A 26,412-nucleotide genomic window follows, 5' to 3' on the forward strand; every position below is an offset into this window, starting at 1 on the left:
GTGGACCTTGTCCACCGCCGCCTCACCGGAGGGAATCTCCGCAACCGCGAGACGTTTACGAAGATCGGCCAATTTACCCGCAGTCGTATGAATATCGGGGGCTTCGGCCGACCCGGGTGCAGTGGAATCCTGGACGCTGGTCATGGGGCACCACTTTAACTGCGAGTGTGATCTGCGCCCCGACCGAGGGTGGTTCGCGACAAGCCGTCGGCCTGTCGCCGAGCCCATATGCTGGAGCGCATGTGGACAAACCTCGATCGCCCGCCACTTGACGTTCGCGCGCTTCGCCGGGCACTGGTGGACGGCCCGCAGGCTTCCTGGTCTCGGGTCGACGTGGTGACGGAAACCGGTTCGACCAATGCGGATCTGATCGCGGGGGCCGCGAACTACGCCGACCGGACGGCACTGATCGCCGAACATCAGGACAGCGGACGCGGCAGGCACGCGCGACCGTTCTCCGGCGAGCCGCGGTCACAGATTCTGGTGTCGATGCTGCTGAAGTTCCCTGGAATCGATCCCTCGGTGCTCGGGTGGGTCTCGCTCATGACCGGAATCGCTCTGGTCGACGCGTTACGCACCGTCGGTGAAGTCGATGCTCGGCTGAAGTGGCCCAACGACGTCCTCATCGGTGGCAAGAAGGTCTCGGGAATCCTGGCCGAGGTCGCCGCGCACGGACCGTCGCCCACGGTCGTCATCGGGCTCGGGGTGAACGTGTCGATGACGGTCGACGAGTTGCCGGTGCCGACGGCGACGTCACTGGCCCTGGAGGGGGCTGCGGTTCTCGACCGTGACACGTTGGTTCGGGCAATTCTGCGTGGGATGGCCGCCGAGGTGGACTCGTGGCGGGACTCGAACTGGAACACCGATGCACTCGCCCACCGGTACCGGGAGAGGTGCGGCACCATCGGGCAACGCGTGCGAGTCGATCTGCCCGGCGGCGACGAGAAGATCGGAACCGCGGTCGACGTCGACGAGCACGGCCGCATCGTGATCGAGGTGGAGCAACCCGGGTCCGATCGCCCGTCGGTGCTCGCCGTGGCGGCCGGTGATGTCACTCATCTCCGACCCCTCTCGTGAGACCATGTCGACTCGACGGAAGTCGTAGCGAGTAGTCAGGAGTGCACGTGGGTTATCCACAGGACGCGTTGGCCGACGAGGAAGAGCTCCTGCTTCATCATCACCCTCACTGGAAGATGCTCGTCCTACCGTCGGTCACCTTCGTCCTCGTCACTGGCCTGGCAGGCGTCGGCCTCGGAGCCGCGAGTGCACGGCTCGAATCGACAGCCGCGAACGTCGCGATGATCGCCACGGCGGTGCTGTGGGCGGCGATCGTCGTATGGCGGTGCCTGGTGCCGCTGATCAGCTGGAAGTGCACGCATTTCATCGTCACCGATCGGCGAGTGTTGATCAGGCAGGGCGTGCTCACCCACTCCGGCATCGACATTCCGATGAGCCGGATCAGCAACGTCCAGTTTCGGCACGGGCTGATAGACCGGATGTTGCGCACCGGCACGCTCATCATCGCCTCGGCATCGGACGATCCACTCGAGTTCGACGACATTCCGCATGTGCAACGCGTGCATTCCCTGCTCTACCAGCAGGTATTCGACTCGATGGAGTACCGTCGCGAATCCGTCCACGGCCGGGAGGCGGCATTCGAGCCGATGCCGGAGGATTCGGCAGGCGACTCCAAGCCCGGTTGGCGAGCTGGGAAACGCAGGTAACACAGGCTGTTCTCACCTTCGAACCGTAGGGTGACCGATGTGACCGACGTGCTGCTTGCCGAAGACGACGAAGCCATCGCTGCGCCCCTGTCCCGAGCTCTCGGGCGCGAGGGCTACACGGTGACCGTCGAACAGACCGGCCCCGCCACCCTTCAGCGCGCGCTGGACGGAAAATTCGACCTGTTGATACTCGACCTCGGCCTGCCGGGGATGGACGGCCTCGAAGTGTGTCGGCAGGTGCGTGCCAACCGATCCGAGGTTGCCGTGCTCATGCTCACCGCACGAACCGACGAGGTCGACTTCGTGGTGGGTCTCGACGCCGGAGCCGACGACTACGTGGGCAAGCCCTTCCGGCTCGCCGAGCTCATGGCCCGCGTACGTGCGTTGCTCCGCCGCCGTGGTGCCGGGGAGGATTCCCCGATCGAGGTCGGTGCCATCCGCCTCGAACCCGCTGCCCGACGCGTCCTGGTCGGTGGCACCGAGATATCTCTCGCCAACAAGGAATACGAGCTGCTCAAGGTCTTGCTCGACCATGCGGGCCAAGTCGTCTCTCGTGAAGTGATCCTGCGTGAGGTGTGGGGCGACGCAGAGCTGCGCGGATCGAAGACCCTCGATATGCACATGTCCTGGCTGCGTCGCAAGATCGGCGACGAAGGACCCGTGGCCGAGCGTCGCATCGCGACGGTGCGCGGCGTCGGCTTCCGCATCAACAGCGACTAGCGGTCGATGCGGCGCCGAATTCTGGTCTCGATTCTCGCTGTCGTCGTCATGACGGCGTTGCTGCTCGGTTTGCCCCTGATGTACACCGCCTGGTTGTGGGTCGAGGATTTCACCCGCAACGACCTGCAGGCACGCCTGGATCGAATGGCGGCGGAGATCATCTCGCAGGAAGGGTCGGCGGGTCTGATCGAGGGCCAGCTCGACATCGGCTCGCTCCGGTTGGCCATCCCGCAGGGTGGCCGGCTCGTGGTCATCTACCCCACCCCCGAGGATGCCGCATCGCGCGCGGACATCGGGCAGTCGTCCGTGCCTCGACCGCTCGTGGAGTCGCTGTCGATGGGCACCTCGGGTTCGCTTCGCCTCGAAGTGCCGTCCGACGACATGCGTTCCCTGCAGCGCCAGGCGCTCGGAGCGGTGACTCTCGTCGTCCTCGCATCAGCGATGGCAGGCACCGTCGTGGCCGTCCTGACAGCCAAGCGGCTGGCCGATCCGCTGCAGGATGTGGCGCGGCGAGCTGCTCGCCTCGCCGAGGGTGATTTCAGGCCGGACCCACGACGGCACGGCATCGCAGAACTCGATCGGGTCTCGGAGGTTCTCGACTCGGCCACCGTCGAGATCGCCGGACGGCTGCAGCGCGAACACACGTTGGTCGCCGATGTCTCGCATCAACTTCGCAGCCGCCTGACCGCTGTCCGCCTCCGCCTGGACGAAATATCCACGCACCCGGATCCGGCGGTGGTCGACGAGGCCAACGAGGCGATGGATCAGGTGGACCGACTGACCCTTGCCATCGACGAGCTCGTTCGATCCTCTCGTAGTGACGGCGCGGCCGATGCGCACGAGGTCTCGGTGGTCGAGGAACTGATCGGCACCGTCGTCGAATGGCAGCGAAATTTCGAGGACGTCGGCCGGACCCTGGTGATCAAGGGTGACGTGGATCTGAAGGCCTCGGTGACCGGATCGCGGTTGCGTGAAGCGGTCTCGGTGCTGGTCGACAATTCTCTGGTGCACGGCGGCGGAGCCTGCACGGTGGCGGTCCGGGCCGTCTCGGCCGTCGAGAGCACCGAGCGACGCCGTGAACGACTGGTCTGCGTCGAGGTCTCGGACGAGGGGCCCGGGGTGAGCAACGAACTTGCTCCGCACATCTTCGACCGTGGATTCTCCGGAGCCGGTTCCACCGGTGTCGGCCTCGCTCTGGCCAGGGCTCTCATCGAGGCGGACGGCGGCAGGCTGGAATTGCAGCGACGTCGTCCCGCGCTCTTCTCGGTGTTCCTGCCTGCGTGGCGTGAACCGTCGCGTGCCGTGCCTCGCCGCGAACCACGCTGAGCATCTCAGGGTTGGTCGAGTACGTCCGCCGCGTCGGTCGGGTCCTCGTTGCGTTCGGCGTCGACTTCCAGGATCGTCCGCGCGTTGTCCTCGGGAAACGCGAAGCGGCGCAATGCCCAGAACCGAAATGCCATCTGCAGCAGGTTGCCGATGATGTAGTTGAGGACGAAGTCGATGATGACCAGCGTCGTCAGGGATTCGCTGGCGTCGCGAATGTCGAAGACGTTGTTCGCGATCCACAGGGGACCGGCTGCGATGAGCACGCCGATGCCGCTGATCGCGAAGAAGAGCAGCGCCTCGTGGTGCCGCTCGCGTCCGCCACGATGCTTGAAGGCCCATTCGCGGTTGAGGAAGTAGCTGAGCAGGGTGGCGAGAACACCCGAGATGATCTTGGCGATCACCGGCTTCTGCTCGAGCACCGTCAGGCTCAGCGAATAGAAGATGACGAGGTCGAAGACCATCGTCGTGCCACCGACGATGGCGAACTTGATCAGCTCACTGTGCCGAATCGCGAGGTCCCGAATGGGCGTGGGTAAGCGTTGGAGCACGCTTGCGATCGTCGGCACAACGGTGAAGTCTACGAAACACACCCCGGGTTCGCCGAACCGAGGCTCCGATCATCAGGGTTTCCACAGGTCCTCGCCCAGCATGCGGACTCCGCCGCGAGACGCCGGGTCGGACCGAATGCGTGCGACATGACACCATGGTGAGCCGTGACAGGTACCGAATCGCGCCCCACTGCTGCGCGCCCGTCGTCGACCGGAATGCCCGTGGTGACGATGATCGGCGGCGGTCAGCTCGCCCGAATGACTCACCAGTCCGCGATCGAGCTCGGACAGACTCTTCGCGTCCTCGCCGCGGGTGCCGACGAGCCGGCAGCTCAGGTCAGCCCCGACGTCGTCTTCGGGCACCACGACGATCTCGATGCGTTGCGCACGGCCGCGACCGGTTCCAATGCGCTCACCTTCGACCACGAGCAGGTGCCCACCGAGCACCTCGAGACTCTCGTGGCAGAAGGCGTCAACGTACAACCGCCGCCGAGCGCGTTGGTATTCGCCCAGGACAAACTGCGCATGCGTCGCAAGCTCGCCGAACTCGGTGCGCCCGGCCCCGCCTACGCGGAGGTGTCGTGGGCGCAGGACGCGATTGCGTTCGGAGACGAGCACGGGTGGCCGGTGGTGCTCAAGGCCGTACGAGGCGGCTACGACGGGCGTGGAGTGTGGATGCCCGCAGACGCCGAGGAAGCAGAGGCGATCGTCACCGCTCAACTCGACCTGGGTGTACCACTCATGGTCGAGGAGAAGGTCGCCATGCGCCGCGAGCTGTCGGCCATGGTTGCACGATCACCGTTCGGCCAGGGAGCTGCATGGCCAGTCGTGCAGACGGTGCAGCGCAACGGTCAGTGCGCCGTGGTGCTGGCGCCGGCTCCCGACCTCGACGAGGACGTCGCCACGTTCGCAGGCAGGCTGGCTCTCGACATCGCCGGTGCGCTCGGTGTGGTCGGAGACCTCGCGGTCGAACTGTTCGAGACCACCTCGGGCAAGCTCCTGGTGAACGAACTCGCCATGCGACCGCACAACTCCGGTCACTGGACCATGGACGGGTGTCGGACCTCGCAGTTCGAGCAGCACCTACGCGCGGTACTCGACTACCCGCTCGGCGACACCGACCCACTCGCTCCACTCACGGTGATGGCCAATATTCTCGGCGCGCCCGAGGCCCCCGAGATGACGATGGACGAGCGGCTGCATCACCTGTTCGCCCGGATGCCCGATGCGAAGGTGCATCTGTACGGCAAGGGCGAGCGCAAGGATCGCAAGATCGGCCACGTGAACATCCTGGGCGCGCAGTCGGGTTCGCTCGCCGACCCCGCCTACGTGGCCTCGGTGCGCGAGCGAGCCGAACGCGCAGCGCACTGGATGTCACACGCCGAATGGACCGACGGATGGGACCCGCACAATGACTGACAACACTCCTGCCCCCGATGGTCGTTCCGCAGGCTCCACTCCTGCCGTCGGCCTGATCATGGGCAGCGATTCCGACTGGCCCACGATGGAAGCTGCTGCAGAAGCGTTGGCCGAGTTCGGTATTCGCTTCGAGGTCGGCGTGGTGTCGGCACACCGAACCCCGCAGCGCATGCTCGACTACGCCCGCGATGCCGCAGGCCGCGGCATCAAGGTGATCATCGCCGGGGCCGGGGGAGCGGCTCACCTGCCCGGCATGGTCGCGTCGGCGACGCCGCTGCCGGTCATCGGTGTGCCGGTGCCCCTGAAGTACCTCGACGGCATGGATTCGCTGCTCTCGATCGTTCAGATGCCCGCCGGTGTTCCCGTGGCAACGGTCTCGATCGGTGGTGCGCGCAACGCAGGGTTGCTCGCGGTCCGAATTCTCGGTGCATCCGATCCGGCTCTGCAAGAACGGATGTCCGCGTTCCAGGCCTCACTCGAGGCCATGGTGCTGGAGAAGGACAAAGCGCTGCGCACCACTCTGCTCGGGTGAGCGGAACCGTGTCACGGAGCGAGCAGATCCGGCGCGCGGGTCGCGGTAGTCGGCAGTCCATGTTCGTGACGCGGCTGGCGTTGCTCTATGCCCGTCTCTGGCGCGAAACGGCGCGTTTCGACGACGAATTCTCCCTGTTCGTGTGCACCGGGCTGCGCGGTGGTTTCGGGCGCGGCGGAACGACATTCGGCGGTGCCTATCTGACGAAGGGCAACACCGCCCGTCGGGTACTGCGGCACGAGGCCGTACATGCAGACCAATGGGCGAACTTCGGGCTCACCTTCCCGTTCCGCTACCTCGCCGAAGAAGCGCGACATCGGGGCCCGGCCAACAAGTACGAGATCGAGGCCGGACTCGCCGACGGCGGCTACCGTCAGCCCGGCTGAGCAACAGTGGCGGTGACCTTCTCGGTCTCGGCGCGCCGCTGCGCCTTCGCCTCGTCCGGATTGGCCACCTGAACCAGTGACGCACCCACGACGAGTACCGAGAGCAGACCGTCGATCAGCTCGTCGGCCGTGGTCCAGGACGCGCTGGACATGACCCGGTCCGCGGCCGTCCAGTCACGTGCGTCTGCCCGCTCACGAGCGGCAGCGAGTACCTCGTCCACCGAACGCCCGTCCAGCGCCGCGCCTGCGCTCCCGGAGCCCGCGACCCTGAACTGATCGCCGTGCACCCGCACCGACGTCGCGTAGTCGGTCATGCCGATCGGCAGATCGGGGACTGCCTTGCCGAATGCGTCGAGCGAGAACGCCAGCACCTCGTCCGCCTCGGGAGACTCGTCGAGCCGATCGCCCGACACCATCGCCACGTCCACGGAGTCGTCGGCCCCGATGACCACCTCGCCGCCAGCCCACCAGACTCCCAGCAGCGCGGCAGCCGTCTGCCAGTGCGCGGGCAACCGCACACTCACCCTGCCACCCACCTCGAAGGCGAACTCGTCGCGCAACAGATTGGCGGTCTTGGCCGCCCAGTTCGCCAGGGTCACCGCAGACACCTCGACCCGCTCACCGGTCGCATCGTCGTAGAACGTGACGCGCGGACCGGCCGGATCGGCGGCGAGAATCGGGTCGAGCAGGGTCTGAGTCAGATTCGAAGCCACCCCACGACCCTAGATGACGCCCGACGACACCGATTCACACACTGTGAGAGGCACCGATCAGTTGACGCACATCGGACCGGTGGAGCCGGCGTCGATCGGAGCGGCGGGTGCCTCGGGAACCGCCGTACCCGATTCGGGAGCAATGGTTTCCGCAGTTGCGGCCTGGCCCGAGCCGGGTCCCGCATAGTCGTTCGCGAGTACCACCCGAACGGTGTCTGCCGACAAGGTGTCGTCGGCGGTGATCTGCAGTCCGCCGAGCGCTGCCGAGACGGCGCGCGCAGCATCGCTGTCCACATCGGCAGCCTGGATGCGGCTCGCCGAGATCGACGTGCCCTCGTAATTGCCGATGGTGCCGTCGACGTACCCCAACGCCGTCAACGAACCGGCGACGCCGTTGGCCAGGCCGTCGATACCGCTGTCGTTCGCGACATCGACGGTCACGGTCGACGGATCGACATCGGGGGCGTCCGCATTCTCGGCGTTGGTCTCCGCTGAATTACCGTCGGCGAGCAGTCCTTCGACGTACTTCTTCACCGCAGCGGGATCGACCTGCACGATCGACTCGCCGTAGTCGGTCGTCGCATTGATGTCGACTGCGGGGATCGTCTCGAACTTGACCTTGCCGCCGGCGAGATCCTGCAGGCGAGTGGCGAACTGCAGAATGTCCCAGTCGGAATCGAGTGTCACCGATCGCTGCACCGCGGTGCTGAGTTGGCCCAGTTTGCCGGGGTTGCTCAGCGTCTTGGCGCTGAGCACACTCCGCACGAGCGAGGCCATGAACACTTGCTGGCGCACGATGCGGTCCAGATCTCCGCGGGGAAGATCGTGTCGCTGTCGGACGAAACTCAGAGCCTGCGAACCGGAGAGGTTCTGCTCGCCCGCCGGGAAGTTCGCACCCGACAGTGGTTCCTGCACAGGGTTGTTCAGGCACACCTCGACACCGCCGACGGCATCGGTCAGCAGCACGAAGCCGAGCAGCCCCACCTCGGCATAGTGATCGACGGTGATGCCGGTGAGGTTGGCGACCGAATCGATGAGGGCCTCACGACCGGCTTCGGTTGCCTGGGATTCGGCATCGGCGTCCGTGACCCCTTGCTCCACCAATTCGAGCCGCTTGTTCTCCTTGGTGGCGCCGTACGCAGCATTGATCTTCGACATGCCGATGCCGGGTACCTCGACGTACGAGTCTCGCGGGATGGAGATCGCGGTGGCCGACGAACCGTCGTTAGGGACGCGGATCAGCACGATCGTGTCGGTGTTTGACGCCACCTCTTCACCTGCGTTGAGAGAGGCGAGTTCCGCGGGGGACAACGCGTTGCCGTGGGCATCGGTTCGACTGTCCGTGCCGACCATCAAGATGTCGACGGCACCGTCGGCGGCACCGCCGAGACCGAGACCACCCGCGGTGGCGATATTCGAGCGCAGGCTGTCGACACTGCGCCACGCGAAACCGGTCACCAGCAGGACGAGGATCGAGAGCACTGCGACCGCGACGTGGGTCGCGGGCCATCGGGTACCACCGGCGCGAGGCGACCTGCCGTCGGACTCGGGTCGCTCGACGCCACCGCGAGGGCTGCGTCGATCCGGCCGGCGCGATCTACCTGTGCGTTCGCCGGGTGCGACCTGTTTGCGTTCTCGAGTGCGGCGTTCTCCACGGCGTTCGTCGTCGCGGTAACGGTGGGCAGCGCCGCTGTGATCGTCGGGGCGGCCCGTGGTGCGCTCTCGGGGACCGTCGGTTCGCCGGGGAGCGCTCCGCCTCGGCGGGGGAGTGCGCTCACCTCCGGGCGTGCCTGGATCTCGTGGCACCGTGACGACCCTCTCTCGTTTCCGGCCGGCCTGAAACCTGCCTACTTCGTTGTTCTCCCCCCGCCGTTCGAAGGTTACTTGTCGCCGGTCGCTGCCTCGCCGAAGCGAACGCGGCGTGCCACACTTGGCAACCGTGAATGCGATCGTGGTGACCGGTGCACACGGCCAGTTGGGCCGCCGAGTGATGTCTCTCGCCGCCGAACGAGGTGACGGTGCCGAAGTGCGCGGATATTCGTCCGCCGACCTGGACATCACCGACCCCGACGCCGTCGCTGCCGCGGTGAGCGCAGGGTCGACGGTGATCAACTGTGCTGCGTACACCGCCGTCGATGCCGCCGAGACCGACGAGGCCAGGGCGTCGGCGGTCAACGCGGACGGCCCTCGAAATCTCGCGCGCGCCTGCGGGCGTGTCGGCGCCCGGTTGATCCACGTCTCCACCGATTATGTGTTCGACGGCACAGCGATCGAACCGTACGAGGTCGATGCGAAGACCGCGCCGCAGTCGGCGTACGGACGCACCAAGCTCGCCGGCGAGCTCGCAGTGCACGAGGAGCTTCCCGAGGCCGTGGTCGTGCGAACCGCCTGGGTGTACGACAACACGGGCAAGAATTTCGTGACCACGATGCGCCGACTCGAAGGCGAGCGCGAGACGATCTCGGTGGTGAACGATCAGATCGGTTCGCCCACGTTCGCCCTCGATCTGGCGTCGGGCCTGCTCGAGATCGAAGCCGACCCTGCTGTGCGCGCACGAACGCTGCACTACACCAATGCGGGGCAGGCCAGCTGGTTCGACCTCGCACGCGCGGTGTTCGCGGGAATCGGTGCCGATCCCGAGCGTGTGACGCCGTGTTCGAGCGCCGAATACGTCGTTCCGGCACCTCGGCCTGCATATTCGGTGCTCTCACCGACCGCGTGGGTCGATGCCGGTCTGACCCCGGCGCGGCCGTGGTCGGACGCGTTGACAGCAGCCTTGGCGCAGTCGACATGAGGGTTCGAGGCGAGATCGGGCTAGTCTTGCCCGCGTGAGTTCCGAGCTGGCCGTGGTGACCGTGACCTATTCACCCGGCGAATACCTTGACCAGTTCCTGACGTCTCTACGTGAGGCGACGACGCGTCCCCTTCGGGTGATCATGGCGGACAACGGCTCGGTCGACGGCACACCCGAGGCAGCCGAGATCGCGTTCGAAGAGGCGGAGTTGCTGCGCACCGGCGCGAACATCGGCTATGGCGCAGCCGTCAATCGCGCGGTGGCCGAGATCGACCCCGACATCGAGTTCGTCGTCGTGGCCAATCCCGACGTGCGGTGGCATCCGGGATCGCTCGACGGCCTGCTCGACGCGGCGGCGCGGTGGCCGCGGGCCGGTGCTCTCGGACCGCTCATTCGCGAGCCCGACGGCTCGCGGTACCCGTCGGCGCGGTCGGTGCCCGATCTCACGTCCGGAGCCGGCCACGCCGTACTCGGCAAGATCTGGCCGAAGAATCCGTGGACTCGGCGATATCGCCAGGAGAACGAGACGGTCAGTGAGCGGCCGGTGGGGTGGCTGTCGGGATCGTGCCTGTTGCTGCGGCGTTCGGCGTTCGATTCGATCGGCGGATTCGACTCCAGATACTTCATGTACATGGAGGACGTGGATCTCGGTGACCGGCTCGGCAGAGCGGGTTGGCACAACGTCTACGTTCCCGATGTCGAGGTCACCCACTCGAAAGGGCATGCGGCAGGACGGCATCCGGAAGTGATGTTGCCGGCACATCACACCAGTGCTTACCGCTTTCAGGCCGACAGACACGCCCGGACGTGGCAGGCTCCCTTACGATTGGCGCTGCGCGCAGGTCTCGGTCTTCGCTCGAAGATCGTTGTGAATTCAGCGCTTCGGGCCCGCGCAGGTGATGGACGACTCACGGACGAGAGAACAGAGGCTGGACATGTCGGATAGTTCCCCATCGGTCGCCGCACGTACCGATGCAGTCATTCTGGTCGGCGGCAAGGGAACTCGGCTGCGGCCGCTGACGCTGTCGGCACCCAAACCGATGCTGCCCACCGCAGGACTGCCCTTTCTGACCCATCTGTTGGCGCGTATCAAGGCCGCAGGGATCGAGCACGTCGTCCTCGGCACGTCGTTCAAAGCCGACGTGTTCGAGCAGCATTTCGGGGACGGATCCTCGATGGGTATCGAACTCGAATACGTCTTCGAGACCGAGCCGCTGGGTACCGGTGGCGGCATCAGGAACGTTCTGCCGCGACTGCGCGCGGAGAACGTCATGGTCTTCAACGGGGACGTCCTGGGCGGCACCGACCTGACAGCAGTTCTCGATACGCACCGGAACACCGATGCCGATGTCACGTTGCATCTGGTCCGTGTCGGCGACCCGCGCGCGTTCGGCTGCGTGCCGACCGACGAATCCGGCCGAGTGACAGCGTTTCTCGAAAAGACGCAGGATCCGCCGACGGATCAGATCAACGCCGGTTGCTACGTCTTCAAGCGCGAGATCATCGAGTCCATTCCGGCCGGTCGTCCGGTGTCGGTGGAGCGAGAAGTGTTCCCCGCCTTGCTCGCCGAGGACAAGAAGGTCTACGGACACGTCGACAGTGCCTACTGGCGCGACATGGGAACACCGGAGGACTTCGTCAAGGGCTCGGCCGATCTGGTGCGCGGCATCGCGCCGTCACCGGCGCTGCACGGAGACCGCGGCGAGTCCCTGGTTCACCCGAGCGCGGGAGTGGCACCGGGCGCACTGCTGATCGGCGGAACCGTCGTCGGACGCGGTGCCGAGATCGGAGCGGGTGCCCGTCTCGACGGAGCCGTCGTGTTCGACGGTGCCGTCGTCGAGGCAGGGGCCGTCGTCGAGCGATCCATTCTCGGCTTCGGTGCCCGGATCGGACCCCGCGCCCTGGTGCGCGACGCGGTCATCGGCGACGGTGCCGACATCGGTGCCCGCTGCGAGTTGCTCCGCGGCGCACGCGTGTGGCCCGGGGTCAAGTTGCCCGACGGTGGAGTCCGCTTCTCCACCGACGTCTGACGCCCAGGGGCGGCCTCTACCGGCGACGTGCGGCGAGTGAGACGAGGTGGTCGATCGTCTCGCGCTCGGCGTCGTCGGGCAGGGCATCGACCGGCCACCAGCGTAGATCCGTCGATTCCTCGCTGCGCACTGCCCGTGCGCCGTCCGGTGCCCGGACCAGAAACCTCAGGTCGAGGTGCCGCGTCGGCTTACCGAGCGAGCAGGTGATCGGGTGGGTGTGGGCGGAGAGCAGCATCGGATCGATCGTCAGATCATCGATGCCGGATTCTTCGGTGGCCTCCCGTAGCGCCGCGTCGACGACCGTCTCGTCCGTCGGTTCGCAGTGGCCGCCGAGTTGAATCCACCGACCGACCTTCGGATGAAGCGTCAGCAGCACATGTGTTCCCGATGTGTCGAGCACCAGCGAGGACGCGGTGAAATGGCCGGCCTCGTTGGCGCGCAGGCAAGCATCCGGATTGCTGTGCAGAAACGCCAGCATCGTGTGCCGGAGCGATTCGTCGTTCGAATCGGACGGTGCCCATCGATCGAGCGATGCCCCGACCGAACTCCACAGAGTCGAGTGAGGCGGCGTCGACGCCGACACGTCAGAGCTCCAACAGTGACGACCCGGGAACCACCGGATCCCGAACGGTCAGGGATTCGCTGGGGTGCCCGATTGCGATGGCTCCCATCGCTTTCCAATCTGCACGCAGGCCGAGTTCGGCGCGCACGGTATCGGCTGCGAAAATCGTCGAACCGATCCAACAGCTGCCCAGATCACGCACCGCGAGGGCGACGAGCAGTCCTTGCACGGCCGCACCGACTGCGACGGTGAACATCGTGTCCTCCGCGGTTCGACGCCTCTCGTCGGGATACGAGTGCGCGCCGTCGGGCACGCAGAACGGGATCACGATCTCGGGGGCGTCGAACAGGATGTCGCCGCGGCCGAGTCTGGCGGTGATCCGCTCCTCGCTCAGCCCGTCGCCGGCCAGATCGGCTCGCCATTGCTCACGCATCGTCTCGAGCAGCCGACGCCGGACAGCAGGGGTCCTGACCCAGACGAACCGAACCGGACGGGTGTGGTGCGGGGCCGGGGCGGTGAGCGCATCGGCAACGGCCGCACGAACGGAGTCGGGGTCGACCGGTTCGTCGGTGAACGAGCGCACCGACCGCCGGCGCAGCAGCGCCTCGCGTCGACCACGATCGAGTGCCTCGGCGGTACCGAGCCAGAACAGATCGTCCTCACCGCCGCGCAGCAGAGTCGCAGCGGTCGAACCGTCGTCGACGGGAGTCAGTCCGCGTACGACGGCAATCGGAACCCCACCGAGTTTGCCCTTCACCAGATCGCCCGCGGCAGCGAGCTCGTCGGCGATCGCGACCTCGGTGACGACGAGCTCGTTGCCCTGACCGTCCTCGGCTCCGGCGTACGCGTGCACGACGCCCAGGCCCGCGGCACCGATGGCGGCGTCGGTCTGACCGATCCGCCACGCGCGCCCCATGGTGTCGGTGACGACCACGGCGACCGTCACCCCCAGCAGCGAACCGAGTGCAGTGCGCAGCGCTGCGGCACTGGCGTCGGGGTTCTCGGGCAGCAGCGCCAGTTCGCCACCGTCGACGTTGGAGCCGTCGATTCCCGACGCGGCCTGCACTATGCCGAGTCGATTCTCGGTGATGAGGGTTCGGCCCTTGCGTGCGACGATGCGCACGGCTTCCTGTTCCACGAGGACTCTGCGGGCGGCATCTCGCTCGTCCGCATCACGAGGTGCCTGCACCAGACGGCCCTCGACCTTGGAGATGATCTTGCTGGTGACGATCAGGATGTCGCCGTCACGCAACCACGGCGCTCGGTCCGCAACGGTCGCAGCCAGATCGTCGCCCGGCCGAAACTCGGGGAGCCCGGTCACCGGCAGTATCTCGATCGAGCCGCCGGGAGCGTGATCCTCGGGTGTCGACCGGATCGAATCGGGATCGTGAGTGTCGGTCACAGGTCGAGTCCGGCTGCGCGCAGAGCGGTGCGGGCCATCGCCGCAGTGGTCTCGGGGTCGGTCATCAGCAACGGAACCGACTGCACGTCCACACCGTCGACGACCGCCGTATCGGTGGTGTGCACCAGCCATGCGTCGAGAATGCCGGTGCCGCTTCGGCTTCCGTAGTGACGGCCCACCGCCTGCGCCGTGGTCTCGACTCCGATGACGGACAGGCACTCGTCGGCCATGCCGCGCAACGGCTTACCGTCGACGACGGGGGAGAGGCCGACCACCTTGGCGGCCGTCGTGCGAAGGGCCCCGCGGATACCCGGCACCGCGAGGATCGCACCGACGCTCACCACCGGATTGGACGGAGCGAGGACGACGGCGTCGGCCTCGGCGATCGCCTCGACGACTCCCGGTGCCGGAGTTGCCTGTTCGGCCCCGATGTTGGCGAAGCTGTGGGTGGGAATCTGTGCCCGGTACCGAACCCACCACTCCTGGAAATGAATTGCGCGCTGCTGCTCACCGCTCGGGTCGTCCGGATCGGTGACGACGACGTGGGTCTCGGAGCGATCGTCGGTGACGGGCAGGAGCCGGACTCCGGGTTGCCAACGGTTGCACAGGGCTTCGGTGACGGCGGACAGCGCAAAGCCGGTGCGCAACATACGACTGCGGATCAGGTGTGTGGCGATGTCGCGGTCGCCGAGTCCGAACCAGTCGGGATCGGCACCGTAGGCCGCCAACTCGTCCCGAGCGTTCCAGGTTTCCGCGATGCGACCCCAGCCGCGATCGGTGTCGATTCCTCCGCCGAGGGTGTACATGCACGTGTCGAGATCCGGGCAGATGCGGAGCCCGTGCATCCACACGTCGTCGCCGACGTTGACCACTGCGGTGATCTCGTGCTCGGGTTCGTCGCCGAACAACGTTTTCAGGCCCTGCAGAAACCGAGCGCCACCGACGCCACCGACCAGAACAGTAACTTTCACAACACCCGAGCCTAGTGGGGTTGCGGTGGTGTGGGGTGAGCGCCCACCCGGGGCCGCAACGTCCGCGTGGACCGTTTGCGACGGCGAGAACCGATGCGACACGCACGGGACGGGCTTCGATCCGGGGAGAGCGCCGATTTCGGGCATGTGATGGTATTGGATTTGTGCGATCGGCTTGACCGCGACACACCTGGACGTGTCTAATCACAGGTATGTCATTCAGTGTTCGCAGCACGAGTTCGATTGCAGCGAACCTGGTTTCGAACACTCGTTCCCTTCCTTTTCGTCCCTGACTGGACGTCGAGTAGAGGTCGAGAGTCGGACCGGCACGTTGGACCAGCTCGATCGAATACCGGCGTGGGGCAAGGTATTCGAGAACACGAGGACCGAAAGTATCTGCGCTACCACAGGTGAGGAGGCGGAAGCGATGTATGACCAGCACGTGACACGTGATCAGCGGGGCGGACCCACTGCACACCTCAGCGCTGTCGACGACGCGCCGCAAACCGAGTCCGGCATCGGCGCAGATTCGAGCGTCTCGATCGACGCGGGTTCTGCGTACGTCGAGCGAACGGACGAGACCGACAACGACGTCGACGTCATCGACGCGGATGTCGAACTCGAGTCGGATTCCGACGCCGACTCGATGCCGTTCGTCGCCGAGTCGGTTCCACCGGCGAAGCCGTTCCTCAGTCTCGTCGCGGGTTTCGACGAGATGTTCGAGGAGATCGAGGACCAGTGGCAGGAGCGCGCGCTGTGCGCGCAGACCGACCCCGAGGCCTTCTTCCCGGAGAAGGGCGGCTCCACCCGCGAGGCGAAGCGCATCTGCCTCGGCTGTGAGGTCAAGGACGAGTGCCTCGAATACGCGCTCGCCAACGACGAGCGGTTCGGTATCTGGGGCGGGTTGTCCGAGAGGGAGCGTCGCAGGCTCAAGCGCGGAATCGGCTGAGAAGCTCGGTTCCGACGGGCCCCGAGGGTTCGCTCACTCCCCGGCCGGGTCGACCTCGTCGGGGTCGATGCCGAGATACGTGGCCACTTGCTCGACCAGAACTTCGAACAACAGATCTTCCAGGTCCTCCGGGTGCTTCGCGCGCCGTTCCAGCGGTCGACGGAACAGCACCACCCTGGCGCGTGTCGTCTCCCCGCGCTTGTCTATGCCTGCGGGTACCAATCGCGAAAGCGGTACCGGACCTTCCGCCACCACCTCCGGTGGCCACGTCACCGATTCCGGATCCAACGCCCTGATCTTCGGTACCTCGTCCACGGCGATGTCGAGCTTCGAGAGCTTCTCGTGCCAGCGATGATCGATCCGCGCGAACGCCTCGAGCACCAGTCGGTCGAACTTCTCGGCTCGTGAGCGCCTGGCCGGGATGTCCTCGGGCAGAACCGGTCCGCGGACGCCGCGGCCGTGCCGAGCCACGGACCGAGAAGTGATCCTGCGCGCGGATGAGAATCGAGGCATAGGGGGAGGTTATCGCGCTCGTCCGGTGTGTCGGTCGTTCGGTCGGTTGCACCCACCGGATACTCTGCACTCGTGAGATCACTGCGTGGCTGCTGCAGGCCTGGTTGCAACCGTTCTGCCGTTGCGACGCTCACATACGTCTACTCCGACTCCACTGCGGTCGTCGGACCGCTCGCGACAGTCGACGAACCGCATTCCTGGGATCTGTGCGAGGTGCACGCATCGACCACCACCGCGCCCAAGGGCTGGGAACTGGTGCGTTACGAAGGCGGCTACTCGACGTCGAGCCCCGACGAGGACGATCTGACGGCCCTCGCGGAGGCCGTACGCGAGGCCGGTCGCGGCGATCGCATCCGCTCCGAGGACCGTGACAGCGCCGACCGCTCGGCCTCACGGCCGTCCGAGACCGAACGCAGATCCGCTCCGGCCGTCCGCACGGGCAGGCGCGGGCACCTTCGAGTTCTTCCCGACCCCACGTCCTGAGCCGCCCGAGCACACCGAGTGTGGTGTGCGTCGGTCCGACTGGCCGGTCCGTCCTGAGTCTGGCAAGGTTCGAGGAGCAGGACCGAAACGGATCGCGACGGTCTGCCGATACTTGGTGTGGATCGCACCGCTACCGACGCTCGATATCCGACGCCGATGAGCGGCGTCGTCGACAACGATCACCAGGAGAATCTTCGTGGCCCGAACCGCAGAGTCCGTCAACGCCGTCATCAAGGCCTACGACGTCCGTGGCGTCGTAGGTGAGCAGATCGACGAGGCGTTCGTGCGTGACGTCGGTGCATCGTTCGCACGATTGGTTCGCGACGAGGCAGGGGCCGCGCGCTCGGTGGTCATCGGCCACGACATGCGTGATTCCTCGCCCGCGCTGTCTCGGGCGTTCGCCGACGGCGTCACCGCGCAGGGCCTCGACGTGGTCCACATCGGGCTGGCGTCGACCGATCAGCTCTACTTCGCCTCCGGCATGCTCGAATGCCCGGGAGCCATGTTCACCGCCAGTCACAATCCGGCGAAGTACAACGGGATCAAGCTCTGCCGCGCCGGTGCAAAGCCGGTGGGCCAGGACACCGGATTGGCCACGGTCAAAGCCGAATTGGTGGATGGGGTACCGGAGTTCGACGGACCGTCCGGAACTGCGACATCCCGAGATGTGCTCGACGAATACGCACAGTTCGTCCGAGACCTGGTCGATCTGTCGGGAATCGGGTCCATGAAGATCGCCGTCGACGCCGGGAACGGAATGGGCGGACACACGGTGCCCGCGGTGTTCGGGCCACTGCCGGTGACGATCGAGCCGCTCTTCTTCGAGCTCGACGGTAGCTTTCCCAATCACGAGGCCAATCCGCTCGATCCGGCGAACCTGGTGGATCTGCAGCGTTTCGTCGTCGAGACCGGTGCCGATATCGGACTCGCCTTCGACGGCGACGCGGATCGGTGCTTCGTCGTCGACGAGAAGGGCGACCCCGTCTCGCCCTCCGCAGTCACCTGCCTGGTGGCCGAGCGGGAACTGGCCAAGGAGCCGGGCGCGGTGATCATCCACAATCTGATCACCTCGCGCGCGGTACCGGAACTGGTCACCGAGCTCGGAGGCACACCGGTTCGCACCCGGGTGGGGCACTCGTTCATCAAGCAGCAGATGGCCGACACCGGAGCGATCTTCGGCGGCGAACATTCCGCTCACTACTACTTCCGTGATTTCTGGGGTGCGGACTCCGGCATGCTCGCCGCGCTGCACGTTCTCGCCGCACTCGGGGCACAGGATCGTCCGCTGTCGGAAATGATGGCCAGCTATGAGACCTACAGTGCATCGGGCGAGATCAACTCGACCGTCGACGATGCCGCAGAACGCACCGAGGCGGTCCTGGCGGCATTCGCCGATCGGACCGCGGGCATCGACCGACTCGACGGAGTGACGGTCGATCTGGCCGACGGTGCCTGGTTCAACCTGCGGGCCTCGAATACCGAACCGCTCCTGCGGCTCAACGTCGAAGCACGTACCGGAGCCGATGTCGATGCGCTTTCGACGGAGATATTGAGCATCGTTCGCGCCGGACTGGAATAGTGGTTACCGAGGGTTCGTGAGTGGGTATGCAGGCGTTTCGAGCGGGTGACGTAAGGGGAGGTGTCGCAGCCATGACGGCAGTGTCGTCTCTGGTCGATCTCGACGATTCGGATGCTCTCATCGCAGCCGATCGCGAGGGCTCCTTGCGCAGCGCAGCGCTGGCGGGCGCACAGGTGCGTGCTGTCGCGACCGCAGTGGACGAGTCGGTCCTCGCCCGGTTGGCCGATCTGCGTCCCCGGAGCGTGGTGATCGTCACCGGCGACGGGCGGAGCAGTCGGGCGGCGTCACTGCTCGTCGCCGCGCTCGGTGATCGCCTCGGGGTCCCTCTGGTACGCAGCACCGGCACTCCGCCGTGGATCGGCCCACTCGACGTGGTGGTGGTGGCAGGCGACGACGCCGGAGATCCACGTTTGGCCGAGTCGGTGGACGCGGCAGCCCGGCGTGGTGCCGAAGTCGTGGTGGTCGCTCCCGAGGAGGGGCCGCTGCGTGCCGTCCGGGGAGCCAGAGTCATGTGGCTGCCACCTCGAATCGCAGTCCGTGACCACAATGCTCTGATGCGCTACCTCGCTGCGTTCGTCGCGGTACTCGGGGCGGTTGCCGGCGGCTCGTGGAAGACGTTGCTGCCCAATCTTTCTCGTCTTGCCGACCTGCTCGACGCGGAGGCGGTACGAAACAGCCCGTCCAACGAGATGTTCCACAATCCGGCCAAGGCCCTCGCCAGTGGGTTGAACGGACGGCGGGTGGTGTTGACCGGGGGCAGTCCCGCCGCGGTCGAGGTGGCTCGGCACGGCAGCGAGGTGCTGCTGCGCGTGGCGGGTGTCGTCGTCGGTGCGGGGGAGTTGGGCGATGTCATTGCCGCGTCCATCCGGGCGTCCGTCGTCGAATCGTCCCGCACGCCACAGACATTCGACTCGTTATTTCACGACGAGCAGCTCGACGGGCCACCGCCGGCGCTGCCGATGCGCGTGATCGTGGTCGCCTCGGACGCCGATCGCGCGATGACCGAACGACGAATCGCCGGTGTCCCGGAGTCGGAATTGTTGCTCGCCGATTCGAGTGAGGCTCTGTTCGGCGGCGAGCGCGCGAGATCGGAATTCGACAACCCCGCAGCGGCACCGGATCCGGCTAGACTCTCGGTGCTCGACACGATGTCCGTGTTGGCGACGCGGTTGGACACCACTGCCGCGTATCTGCTGTTGATGGGCGGTAGCTAGTGCAGCTCTTGCGAGGCGCGGTTCGGTCCTACGCATGGGGTTCGCGAACCGCACTGGCTCGGATTCAGGGCCGCCCGGTCCCGTCCGATCATCCCGAGGCAGAGATCTGGCTCGGAGCTCACCCGGCCGACTCCGCGCACGTGGTGCACGAGGGTGGCAGTACGCCACTGCTCACGCTGATCGACGGCGATCCGGCCACCCACCTGGGTGGTTCTGCGCAGCACTACGACTCGCGTCTGCCGTACCTGCTGAAATTGCTTGCCGCAGAAGAGCCGTTGTCCTTGCAGGCGCATCCCAGCAGTGCTCAGGCCCGTGAAGGTTTTGCACGCGAGAACGCCGCGGGTGTCCCCATCGATTCTCCGGTACGCAACTACCGCGATCCGAATCACAAGCCCGAGCTCATAGTCGCGCTCACCGAGTTCGAGGCGTTGGCGGGCTTCCGGCGTCCCACCGACACCGTCGAACTGCTCGACGCGTTGGCCGTCCCCGCGCTGGCCGGGTATCGCACCCTGCTGGCCGCCCAGCCCGATGCCTCCGGGCTGCGCACCGTGTTCACCTCGTGGATCACGCTGCCCGGGCAGGCATTGGACGACATCCTGCCCGCCGTCGCCCAGGGATGCATCGACTATCTCTCCGGTCCTGCTCGCACCGACGGTGGACGATTCGCCGCCGAGGCCAGAACTCTGCTCGAGCTCGGGGAGTCGTACCCCGGTGACGCCGGAGTGCTCGCGGCGCTGCTGCTCAATCGGGTGACACTGACTCCCGGCCAGGGGCTGTACCTCGACGCCGGAAACCTGCACGCGTACTTGCGCGGTACCGGTGTGGAGATCATGGCGAACTCCGACAACGTGTTGCGCGGCGGACTGACTCCCAAACACGTCGACGTCCCGGAACTGTTGCGCGTGCTGGATTTCGAGCCTGCCGACATCTCGCCCATCACCCCGGGGGTCGGCGATCGGCCGACCTACCTGTATCCGACGCCTGCACCCGAATTCGCGTTGAGCCGAACTGCGGTTGCTGCGGGGGAGACGGTCTCCGTTCCCGGCTCCGGCCCGAGAATTCTGCTGTGCACGAGTGGCACTGTCGTGGCCGGTACCGCAGGCCGACAGTGCGAGCTGACGGTGCCGCAGGGCAGCTCGGCCTGGATACCCGCTGCAGACGAATCCATCACCGTGACCGCCGATTCGGGCGAGGCCGAGGTGTTCGTGGCCTCCGTCGGCCGCCTGTAGATCGCGTGTCGCCGGCATCTGTCGCTTCGAACCGCGCGATTGTGCAAATGGCGTGCCGCGAGGCAATAGTCTGATGCCACAGTGAAGAAGTGACGGATGAGTTCGGTGATCCGTCACCGAGGTGAAGTGGCGATACGGAGAACCGATGACCAGAGCAGACCGGCCCGCGAAGACCCCACGTACGACGGGTTGGTTCCGGACCAAATCGATCGAGCAGTCGATCCAGGACACCGACGAGCCGGACACGAAACTCCGGAAAGAACTGGGATCCTGGGATCTGACCGTGTTCGGCGTCGCCGTCGCTGTCGGTGCCGGCATCTTCACCCTGACCGCGCGGACGGCCGGAAACGTTGCGGGACCGGCAGTGTCGTTGGCCTTCGTGCTCGCGGCGATCGCATGTGGCCTCGCGGCGCTGTGTTACGCGGAGTTCGCATCCACGGTGCCGGTGGCCGGAAGTGCGTACACGTTCTCGTATGCGGCGTTCGGTGAGTTCATCGCATGGATCATCGGATGGGATCTCATCCTCGAGTTCGGCCTCGCAGCCGCCGTGGTGGCGAAGGCGTGGTCGCTCTATCTGGGCGATCTACTCGGTACGGCCGCTCCGGTGCTCGAGATCGGCTCACTGAACTTCGATTGGGGTGCACTGCTGATCGTGGTGGTCCTGACGGTGCTCATCGCGTCGGGCACCAAGTTGTCCTCACGGGTGTCGCTGGTCATCACGGCGGTGAAGGTGATCGTCGTTCTGTTCGTGGTCGTGCTCGGGGCCTTCTACATCAAGGTCGCCAACTACGACCCCTACATTCCGCCGTCGCAACCGGGCTCCACGGGCGAGGGACTGCATCAGTCTCTTTTCTCGTTCGTCACGGGAGCAGGTGGCAGCACGTTCGGTGCTTACGGACTGCTGGCCGCGGCGTCCCTCGTGTTCTTCGCCTTCATCGGATTCGATGTGGTGGCAACGACCGCCGAGGAAACCAAGGAACCGCAGAAGGCACTCCCGCGAGGAATCCTCGGATCGCTCGCGATCGTCACCGTGCTCTACGTGGCCGTCACCCTGGTTCTGACCGGAATGGTCAAGTACACCGACCTGGCCGGTGACAGTTCCACGCTGGCGACCGCATTCGAGCTGAACGGGCTGACGTGGGCCATGAACATCATCTCCTTCGGTGCACTCGCCGGTCTGACGACCGTGGTGATGGTGTTGATGCTCGGGCAGACCCGAGTGCTCTTCGCGATGTCGCGAGACGGACTGGTGCCGCGGGCACTGGCACACACCGGAAAGAAGGGCACGCCGGTCCGGACCACGATTCTGGTCGGTGTCATCGTCGGCCTGCTCGCTGCGTTCGTTCCGCTCGGCACGCTCGAGGAAATGGTGAACATCGGCACGCTGTTCGCGTTCGTGCTGGTTTCGGCCGGGGTTCTCGTCCTGCGCAGAACTCGCCCCGACCTGGAGCGTGGTTTCCGCGTTCCCTGGGTTCCCCTGGTGCCGATCCTCGCGGTCCTGGCCTGCCTGTGGTTGATGCTGAACCTGTCGGTCGAAACATGGCTGCGTTTCCTGGTCTGGATGGCCGCCGGTGTCGTCATCTACGTCGTGTACAGCAGGCGGCACTCGGTGATGGGACAGCGCGAAGCCGAGAAATCTCGCATCGAGAAGTCGGAGCACTGACCGGGCTTACGCGCCGATCGATGTCCTGACCAGCGATTCTCGCCTGAATTTAGATAGCGTCACATCAAACCGCTGGAATGTTATACCCTCGAAAACAGACTTGGAGGACTCAAAAAGTTCGATGAGAGGGTGTTGAAACAGTGAGTGTGGACGGCCGAATTCCTTCGTTGGAGGGTTCGGGTGTCGCTTTCGGGGGGCGGGATTCGAAGGCCAGTGAACGGTCGGTTCGCTGGCAGGACAACAAACGTTATCTATGGATGCTGGGGCTGTTGGCCCCGGCGTCGGCATTGCTGCCGTCGCAGTTGGTCTACTGGACAGGCATATCGCTGTTCTGGTGGAGCGGCGTGCTGGTGTTCTTCGTGATCATTCCGGTGATCGACCTGATCGCCGGTGAGGACGGGCACAACCCGGACGAGTCGGCGAGCGAGAAACTGCAGAACGATCGCTACTACCGCTGGTGTACCTACCTTTTCCTTCCCATTCAGTTCGTCGGGCTGATCGTCGCGTGTTGGATGTGGGCGTACGGCGAGCTGACCGTGGTGGACAAGATCGGGCTCGCAGTGACGGTGGGCCTGGTGGCCGGAACCGGTATCAATGCCGCTCACGAACTGGGACATCGGATCGAGCAGCACGAGCGCTGGTTGGCCAAGATCGCCCTCTCGCAGACGCTCTACGGTCACTTCTACGTCGAGCACAACCGAGGGCATCACGTTCGAGTGGCAACCCCGGACGACCCCGCGAGCGCACGGCTCGGCGAGAGCGTGTGGAGCTTCGTGCCGCGCAGCACGATCCTCGGCCTGACCTCCGCATGGAAGCTCGAGTCGCAGCGACTTCGGCGCAAGGGCCGCTCGGTCGCGAGCCCCACCAATGCGCTGCTGCACACGTGGCTGCTCAGCGTCGTGCTGTTCGGCTCGCTGCTGATCGTGTTCGGCTGGTCCATCGCGCCGTACCTTCTGTTGCAGGCCGTCGTCGGATTCGTTCTGCTCGAGATGGTGAACTACGTGGAGCACTACGCCCTGCTCCGCGAGAAGAACGATCGCGGGAAGTACGTTCGGTGCTTGCCCCGCCACAGCTGGAACAGCGACAGGATCTGTACCAACATTTTCCTGTACCACCTGCAGCGACACAGCGACCATCATGCCAATCCAGGCAAGCGCTACCAGACCCTGCTCTCCTGCGACGAGGCTCCTCAGCTCCCCGCCGGATACGCCTCGATGGTGATGCTCGCCGCAATTCCGCCGCTGTGGCGTCGAGTGATGGACCCGCGGGTACTGGCGCACTACCAGGGAGATATCACCCGCGCGAACATCCTGCCTCGCAAACGGGCTCGAATCCTGGCGCGAGCCGGACGAAACGGATAGAGCGGGTTCTCGACAATCGGGTCGTTGCGCATGCTCCGCTCCTGCACCTCCGGGCAGCCGGAACCAGGAGCGCGCGGACCCGATAGCCTGGACGGCAGACACTCAGTCAACAGGAGAGGCAAGATGACGACCTCAGTTACGTCAGGATCGGCACTCACCGTGGATCACCGCGGTGGAATCGACTTCAAGGTCGCAGACCTGTCGCTCGCAGAATTCGGCCGCAAGGAAATCCGGCTCGCCGAGCACGAGATGCCCGGCTTGATCGCGCTGCGTCGCGAATACGCCGACGTACAGCCGCTCAAGGGAGCGCGAGTTTCGGGATCGCTGCACATGACCGTGCAGACCGCGGTGCTGATCGAGACGCTGGTTGCACTCGGAGCCGAGGTCCGGTGGGCGTCCTGCAACATCTTCTCCACCCAGGACCACGCAGCGGCGGCCGTCGTCGTCGGTCCGTACGGCACCGTCGAGGAGCCCAAGGGCGTCCCGGTGTTCGCCTGGAAGGGCGAAAGCCTCGAAGAGTACTGGTGGGCGGCCGAGCAGATGCTCACCTGGCCCGATCAGCCCGCCAACATGATTCTCGACGACGGTGGCGACGCCACGATGCTGGTGCTGCGCGGCGCGCAGTTCGAGAAGGCAGGCGTCGTCCCGCCGACCGACGACGATCACGATTCGGACGAGTACAAGGTCTTCCTCGGCCTGCTGCGTCGTTCACTGGAGGCGTCGAAGTCCAAGTGGACCGAGGTTGCCGAGTCCGTACAGGGCGTCACCGAAGAGACCACCACCGGCGTGCTGCGGCTGTACCAGTTCGCGGCTGCGGGCGAGCTCACGTTCCCCGCCATCAACGTCAACGACTCGGTGACCAAGAGCAAGTTCGACAACAAGTACGGCACCCGCCACTCGCTGATCGACGGCATCAACCGCGGCACCGACGTTCTCATCGGCGGCAAGGCCGTTCTGGTCTGTGGCTACGGCGACGTGGGCAAGGGCTGCGCCGAGGCGCTCAAGGGCCAGGGTGCACGTGTGACCGTCACCGAGGCCGATCCGATCAACGCGCTGCAGGCGCTCATGGACGGCTTCGACGTGCGCACGGTCGAGGAATTCATCGAGCAGGCCGACATCGTGATCACCTCGACGGGCAACCTGTCGATCATCACGTTCGAGCACATGCGCAAGATGAAGCACCAGGCAATCCTGGGCAACATCGGTCACTTCGACAACGAGATCGACATGGCCGGTCTGGAGAAGGCCCCCGATGTCACGCGGATCAACATCAAGCCGCAGGTCGACGAGTACCAGTTCAAGGACGGGCACTCGATCATCGTGCTGTCCGAGGGCCGTCTGCTCAATCTCGGCAACGCCACGGGTCACCCGTCGTTCGTCATGAGCAACAGTTTCTCCAACCAGGTCATCGCTCAGATCGAACTGTGGACGAAGCCGGACGAGTACGACAACGAGGTCTACCGCTTGCCCAAGCACCTCGACGAGAAGGTCGCGCGCATCCACGTCGAAGCGCTCGGCGGCTCGATCACCAAGCTCACCAAGGAGCAGGCCGAGTACATCGGCGTCGACGTCGAGGGCCCGTACAAGCCCGAGCACTACCGCTACTGACCGACGGACCGGTCCGGTAGTGGGAAAACTGTTCGTCATCGAAGGAGTCGACGGAGCGGGCAAGAACACGCTCGCCCGTCGGCTCGTTTCGGCGTGGGAGCGTGACGGCCTGTCGGTCGAGCGGATCGGGTTTCCCCGGTACGGCCGGTCGGTTCACGCCGATCTGGCCGCGGAGGCGTTGCACGGCGAACACGGTGACACCGCGAGCAGCGTGCATGCGATGGCCCTGTTGTTCGCGCTCGATCGCCGGGACGCGGGCGACGAGATCCGAAAGCTGCTCTCGGACAACGATATCGTTCTTCTCGATCGGTACGTGGCATCCAATGCTGCCTACACCGCCGCTCGGCTCGAGCAGTCCTCCGACGGCGAGGCCGTCGAATGGATCAGGTCACTCGAATTCGACCGATTCGCTGTGCCCGTTCCCGATGTCCAGATTCTCCTCGACGTCCCGGTGGCGCTCGCCGCCGAGCGTGCTGCGGCCCGTGAGAGTGCGGACGCCGCCCGCACCCGGGATGTCTACGAGCGCGACGGCTCACTGCAGAGCCGAACCTCGGCTGCGTACGGCAGGCTCGCCGCCTCGCACTGGGTATCGCCGTGGCACGTCGTCACCGCCGACGTGGATCCCGATCGACTCGCCGCCGACATGTTCAATCAGCCATCAGGCGTTCGGAAAGTGACACCATAGG

General features: G+C 65.7%; 26 protein-coding genes. 19 read left to right on the forward strand and 7 right to left on the reverse strand.

What is annotated here, in order from left to right:
- Window positions 1-240: 240 nt before the first annotated feature.
- The 4 genes from CH271_RS14985 to CH271_RS15000 are packed head-to-tail and all read left to right on the forward strand — an operon-like array spanning window position 241 to window position 3,770.
- Complete coding sequence (locus CH271_RS14985; RefSeq protein ID WP_094634513.1) at window positions 241-1,077, forward strand: biotin--[acetyl-CoA-carboxylase] ligase; 837 nt, start codon at window positions 241-243, stop codon at window positions 1,075-1,077.
- 47 nt (window positions 1,078-1,124) lie between these two features.
- Entirely contained in the window at window positions 1,125-1,724 is a 600-nt protein-coding gene (locus tag CH271_RS14990; protein WP_094634514.1) for a PH domain-containing protein, read from the forward strand.
- A 39-nt stretch (window positions 1,725-1,763) separates the two neighbouring features.
- A complete protein-coding gene (locus CH271_RS14995; protein ID WP_037190266.1) occupies window positions 1,764-2,444 on the forward strand; it encodes a response regulator transcription factor in 681 nt (226 codons plus the stop codon).
- Window positions 2,445-2,450: 6 nt separating this feature from the next.
- Entirely contained in the window at window positions 2,451-3,770 is a 1,320-nt protein-coding gene (locus tag CH271_RS15000; protein ID WP_037189933.1) for a sensor histidine kinase, read from the forward strand.
- Window positions 3,771-3,775: 5 nt separating this feature from the next.
- Here the strand turns inward: CH271_RS15000 and CH271_RS15005 are convergent, their stop codons facing one another.
- Complete coding sequence (locus tag CH271_RS15005) at window positions 3,776-4,336, reverse strand: GtrA family protein (protein WP_052047544.1); 561 nt, start codon at window positions 4,334-4,336, stop codon at window positions 3,776-3,778.
- Between the two features lie 198 nt (window positions 4,337-4,534).
- On the opposite strand from CH271_RS15005, the gene CH271_RS15010 reads away from it, so the two are divergent.
- The 3 genes from CH271_RS15010 to CH271_RS15020 are packed head-to-tail and all read left to right on the forward strand — an operon-like array spanning window position 4,535 to window position 6,655.
- Window positions 4,535-5,737 (forward strand): 5-(carboxyamino)imidazole ribonucleotide synthase, encoded by a 1,203-nt coding sequence (locus CH271_RS15010; protein ID WP_373453575.1) that lies wholly within the window; start codon window positions 4,535-4,537, stop codon window positions 5,735-5,737.
- Complete coding sequence (purE, locus tag CH271_RS15015; RefSeq protein WP_052047543.1) at window positions 5,730-6,269, forward strand: 5-(carboxyamino)imidazole ribonucleotide mutase; 540 nt, start codon at window positions 5,730-5,732, stop codon at window positions 6,267-6,269. The genes CH271_RS15010 and purE overlap by 8 nt, the downstream gene beginning before the upstream one ends.
- Window positions 6,266-6,655: a hypothetical protein gene (locus tag CH271_RS15020; protein WP_256986422.1), complete on the forward strand. Its 390-nt coding sequence runs from the start codon at window positions 6,266-6,268 to the stop codon at window positions 6,653-6,655. Before purE ends, CH271_RS15020 begins: the two co-directional genes overlap by 4 nt.
- Here CH271_RS15020 and CH271_RS15025 read toward each other — a convergent pair.
- Window positions 6,643-7,368 (reverse strand): TIGR03089 family protein, encoded by a 726-nt coding sequence (locus tag CH271_RS15025; RefSeq protein WP_094634127.1) that lies wholly within the window; start codon window positions 7,366-7,368, stop codon window positions 6,643-6,645. The two genes, CH271_RS15020 and CH271_RS15025, sit on opposite strands and share 13 nt — an antisense overlap.
- A gap of 57 nt (window positions 7,369-7,425) precedes the next feature.
- Complete coding sequence (locus CH271_RS15030; protein WP_094634128.1) at window positions 7,426-8,850, reverse strand: LCP family protein; 1,425 nt, start codon at window positions 8,848-8,850, stop codon at window positions 7,426-7,428.
- Window positions 8,851-9,307: 457 nt separating this feature from the next.
- On the opposite strand from CH271_RS15030, the gene rfbD reads away from it, so the two are divergent.
- Genes rfbD through CH271_RS15050 form a run of 3 tightly spaced genes read left to right on the forward strand, consistent with a single transcriptional unit; the run spans window position 9,308 to window position 12,192 of the window.
- On the forward strand, window positions 9,308-10,162 hold the full coding sequence (gene rfbD / locus CH271_RS15040; protein ID WP_094634130.1) for a dTDP-4-dehydrorhamnose reductase: 855 nt from the start codon (window positions 9,308-9,310) through the stop codon (window positions 10,160-10,162).
- A 34-nt stretch (window positions 10,163-10,196) separates the two neighbouring features.
- The gene (locus CH271_RS15045; protein WP_037189924.1) at window positions 10,197-11,108 is read left to right on the forward strand and encodes a glycosyltransferase family 2 protein; all 912 of its coding nucleotides are present in this window, start codon (window positions 10,197-10,199) and stop codon (window positions 11,106-11,108) included.
- Entirely contained in the window at window positions 11,098-12,192 is a 1,095-nt protein-coding gene (locus CH271_RS15050) for a sugar phosphate nucleotidyltransferase (protein WP_037189923.1), read from the forward strand. The genes CH271_RS15045 and CH271_RS15050 overlap by 11 nt, the downstream gene beginning before the upstream one ends.
- 16 nt (window positions 12,193-12,208) lie before the next feature.
- Here CH271_RS15050 and CH271_RS15055 read toward each other — a convergent pair whose 3' ends face one another.
- The 3 genes from CH271_RS15055 to cofD form a co-directional block, all read right to left on the reverse strand.
- Window positions 12,209-12,670, reverse strand: a complete 462-nt coding sequence (locus CH271_RS15055) for an NUDIX hydrolase (protein ID WP_082323630.1) — start codon at window positions 12,668-12,670, stop codon at window positions 12,209-12,211.
- A 106-nt stretch (window positions 12,671-12,776) separates the two neighbouring features.
- On the reverse strand, window positions 12,777-14,156 hold the full coding sequence (locus CH271_RS15060) for a coenzyme F420-0:L-glutamate ligase (RefSeq protein WP_052047542.1): 1,380 nt from the start codon (window positions 14,154-14,156) through the stop codon (window positions 12,777-12,779).
- Window positions 14,153-15,127: a 2-phospho-L-lactate transferase gene (gene cofD, locus CH271_RS15065; RefSeq protein WP_094634131.1), complete on the reverse strand. Its 975-nt coding sequence runs from the start codon at window positions 15,125-15,127 to the stop codon at window positions 14,153-14,155. The genes CH271_RS15060 and cofD overlap by 4 nt, the downstream gene beginning before the upstream one ends.
- Before the next feature lie 715 nt (window positions 15,128-15,842).
- Between cofD and CH271_RS15070 the strand changes: the two genes are divergently transcribed.
- Window positions 15,843-16,076, forward strand: a complete 234-nt coding sequence (locus CH271_RS15070; protein ID WP_027496498.1) for a WhiB family transcriptional regulator — start codon at window positions 15,843-15,845, stop codon at window positions 16,074-16,076.
- Between the two features lie 33 nt (window positions 16,077-16,109).
- Here the strand turns inward: CH271_RS15070 and CH271_RS15075 are convergent, their stop codons facing one another.
- On the reverse strand, window positions 16,110-16,589 hold the full coding sequence (locus tag CH271_RS15075; protein WP_037189920.1) for a metallopeptidase family protein: 480 nt from the start codon (window positions 16,587-16,589) through the stop codon (window positions 16,110-16,112).
- A gap of 72 nt (window positions 16,590-16,661) precedes the next feature.
- On the opposite strand from CH271_RS15075, the gene CH271_RS15080 reads away from it, so the two are divergent.
- The 8 genes from CH271_RS15080 (at window position 16,662) to CH271_RS15115 (ending at window position 26,411) form a co-directional block, all read left to right on the forward strand.
- Entirely contained in the window at window positions 16,662-17,072 is a 411-nt protein-coding gene (locus CH271_RS15080; RefSeq protein ID WP_170946053.1) for a DUF3499 domain-containing protein, read from the forward strand.
- A 196-nt stretch (window positions 17,073-17,268) separates the two neighbouring features.
- Window positions 17,269-18,651: a phosphomannomutase/phosphoglucomutase gene (locus tag CH271_RS15085; RefSeq protein ID WP_037189919.1), complete on the forward strand. Its 1,383-nt coding sequence runs from the start codon at window positions 17,269-17,271 to the stop codon at window positions 18,649-18,651.
- A 71-nt stretch (window positions 18,652-18,722) separates the two neighbouring features.
- Window positions 18,723-19,865, forward strand: coding sequence for a tobH protein (locus CH271_RS15090; RefSeq protein WP_094634132.1), 1,143 nt, complete (start codon window positions 18,723-18,725; stop codon window positions 19,863-19,865).
- On the forward strand, window positions 19,865-21,094 hold the full coding sequence (manA, locus tag CH271_RS15095; RefSeq protein WP_094634133.1) for a mannose-6-phosphate isomerase, class I: 1,230 nt from the start codon (window positions 19,865-19,867) through the stop codon (window positions 21,092-21,094). The genes CH271_RS15090 and manA overlap by 1 nt, the downstream gene beginning before the upstream one ends.
- A 145-nt stretch (window positions 21,095-21,239) precedes the next feature.
- Window positions 21,240-22,757, forward strand: a complete 1,518-nt coding sequence (locus tag CH271_RS15100) for an amino acid permease (RefSeq protein WP_094634515.1) — start codon at window positions 21,240-21,242, stop codon at window positions 22,755-22,757.
- 257 nt (window positions 22,758-23,014) lie between these two features.
- Complete coding sequence (locus CH271_RS15105; RefSeq protein ID WP_252342164.1) at window positions 23,015-24,118, forward strand: alkane 1-monooxygenase; 1,104 nt, start codon at window positions 23,015-23,017, stop codon at window positions 24,116-24,118.
- A 123-nt stretch (window positions 24,119-24,241) separates the two neighbouring features.
- On the forward strand, window positions 24,242-25,726 hold the full coding sequence (gene ahcY, locus CH271_RS15110; protein ID WP_037189914.1) for an adenosylhomocysteinase: 1,485 nt from the start codon (window positions 24,242-24,244) through the stop codon (window positions 25,724-25,726).
- A 19-nt stretch (window positions 25,727-25,745) separates the two neighbouring features.
- Window positions 25,746-26,411 (forward strand): dTMP kinase, encoded by a 666-nt coding sequence (locus CH271_RS15115; protein WP_094634135.1) that lies wholly within the window; start codon window positions 25,746-25,748, stop codon window positions 26,409-26,411.
- The last annotated feature ends 1 nt before the right edge of the window (window position 26,412 follow it).

The organism is Rhodococcus sp. 05-340-2, assembly GCF_002258915.1.
Taxonomy (GTDB): Bacteria; Actinomycetota; Actinomycetes; order Mycobacteriales; family Mycobacteriaceae; genus Rhodococcoides.

Excerpts from the sequence above, each read along its gene's own strand:
- CH271_RS15050 (WP_037189923.1), top strand. The coding sequence starts at position 11,098 with ATGTCGGATAGTTCCCCATCGGTCGCCGCACGTACCGATGCAGTCATT.
- CH271_RS15100 (WP_094634515.1), top strand. The coding sequence starts at position 21,240 with ATGACCAGAGCAGACCGGCCCGCGAAGACCCCACGTACGACGGGTTGG.
- CH271_RS15070 (WP_027496498.1), top strand. The coding sequence starts at position 15,843 with ATGTTCGAGGAGATCGAGGACCAGTGGCAGGAGCGCGCGCTGTGCGCG.
- CH271_RS15055 (WP_082323630.1), bottom strand. The coding sequence starts at position 12,670 with ATGCTGGCGTTTCTGCACAGCAATCCGGATGCTTGCCTGCGCGCCAAC.
- CH271_RS15105 (WP_252342164.1), top strand. The coding sequence starts at position 23,015 with ATGCTGGGGCTGTTGGCCCCGGCGTCGGCATTGCTGCCGTCGCAGTTG.
- CH271_RS14985 (WP_094634513.1), top strand. The coding sequence starts at position 241 with ATGTGGACAAACCTCGATCGCCCGCCACTTGACGTTCGCGCGCTTCGC.
- CH271_RS15000 (WP_037189933.1), top strand. The coding sequence starts at position 2,451 with ATGCGGCGCCGAATTCTGGTCTCGATTCTCGCTGTCGTCGTCATGACG.
- CH271_RS15075 (WP_037189920.1), bottom strand. The coding sequence starts at position 16,589 with ATGCCTCGATTCTCATCCGCGCGCAGGATCACTTCTCGGTCCGTGGCT.
- ahcY (WP_037189914.1), top strand. The coding sequence starts at position 24,242 with ATGACGACCTCAGTTACGTCAGGATCGGCACTCACCGTGGATCACCGC.
- CH271_RS15090 (WP_094634132.1), top strand. The coding sequence starts at position 18,723 with ATGACGGCAGTGTCGTCTCTGGTCGATCTCGACGATTCGGATGCTCTC.
- purE (WP_052047543.1), top strand. The coding sequence starts at position 5,730 with ATGACTGACAACACTCCTGCCCCCGATGGTCGTTCCGCAGGCTCCACT.
- CH271_RS15010 (WP_373453575.1), top strand. The coding sequence starts at position 4,535 with ATGCCCGTGGTGACGATGATCGGCGGCGGTCAGCTCGCCCGAATGACT.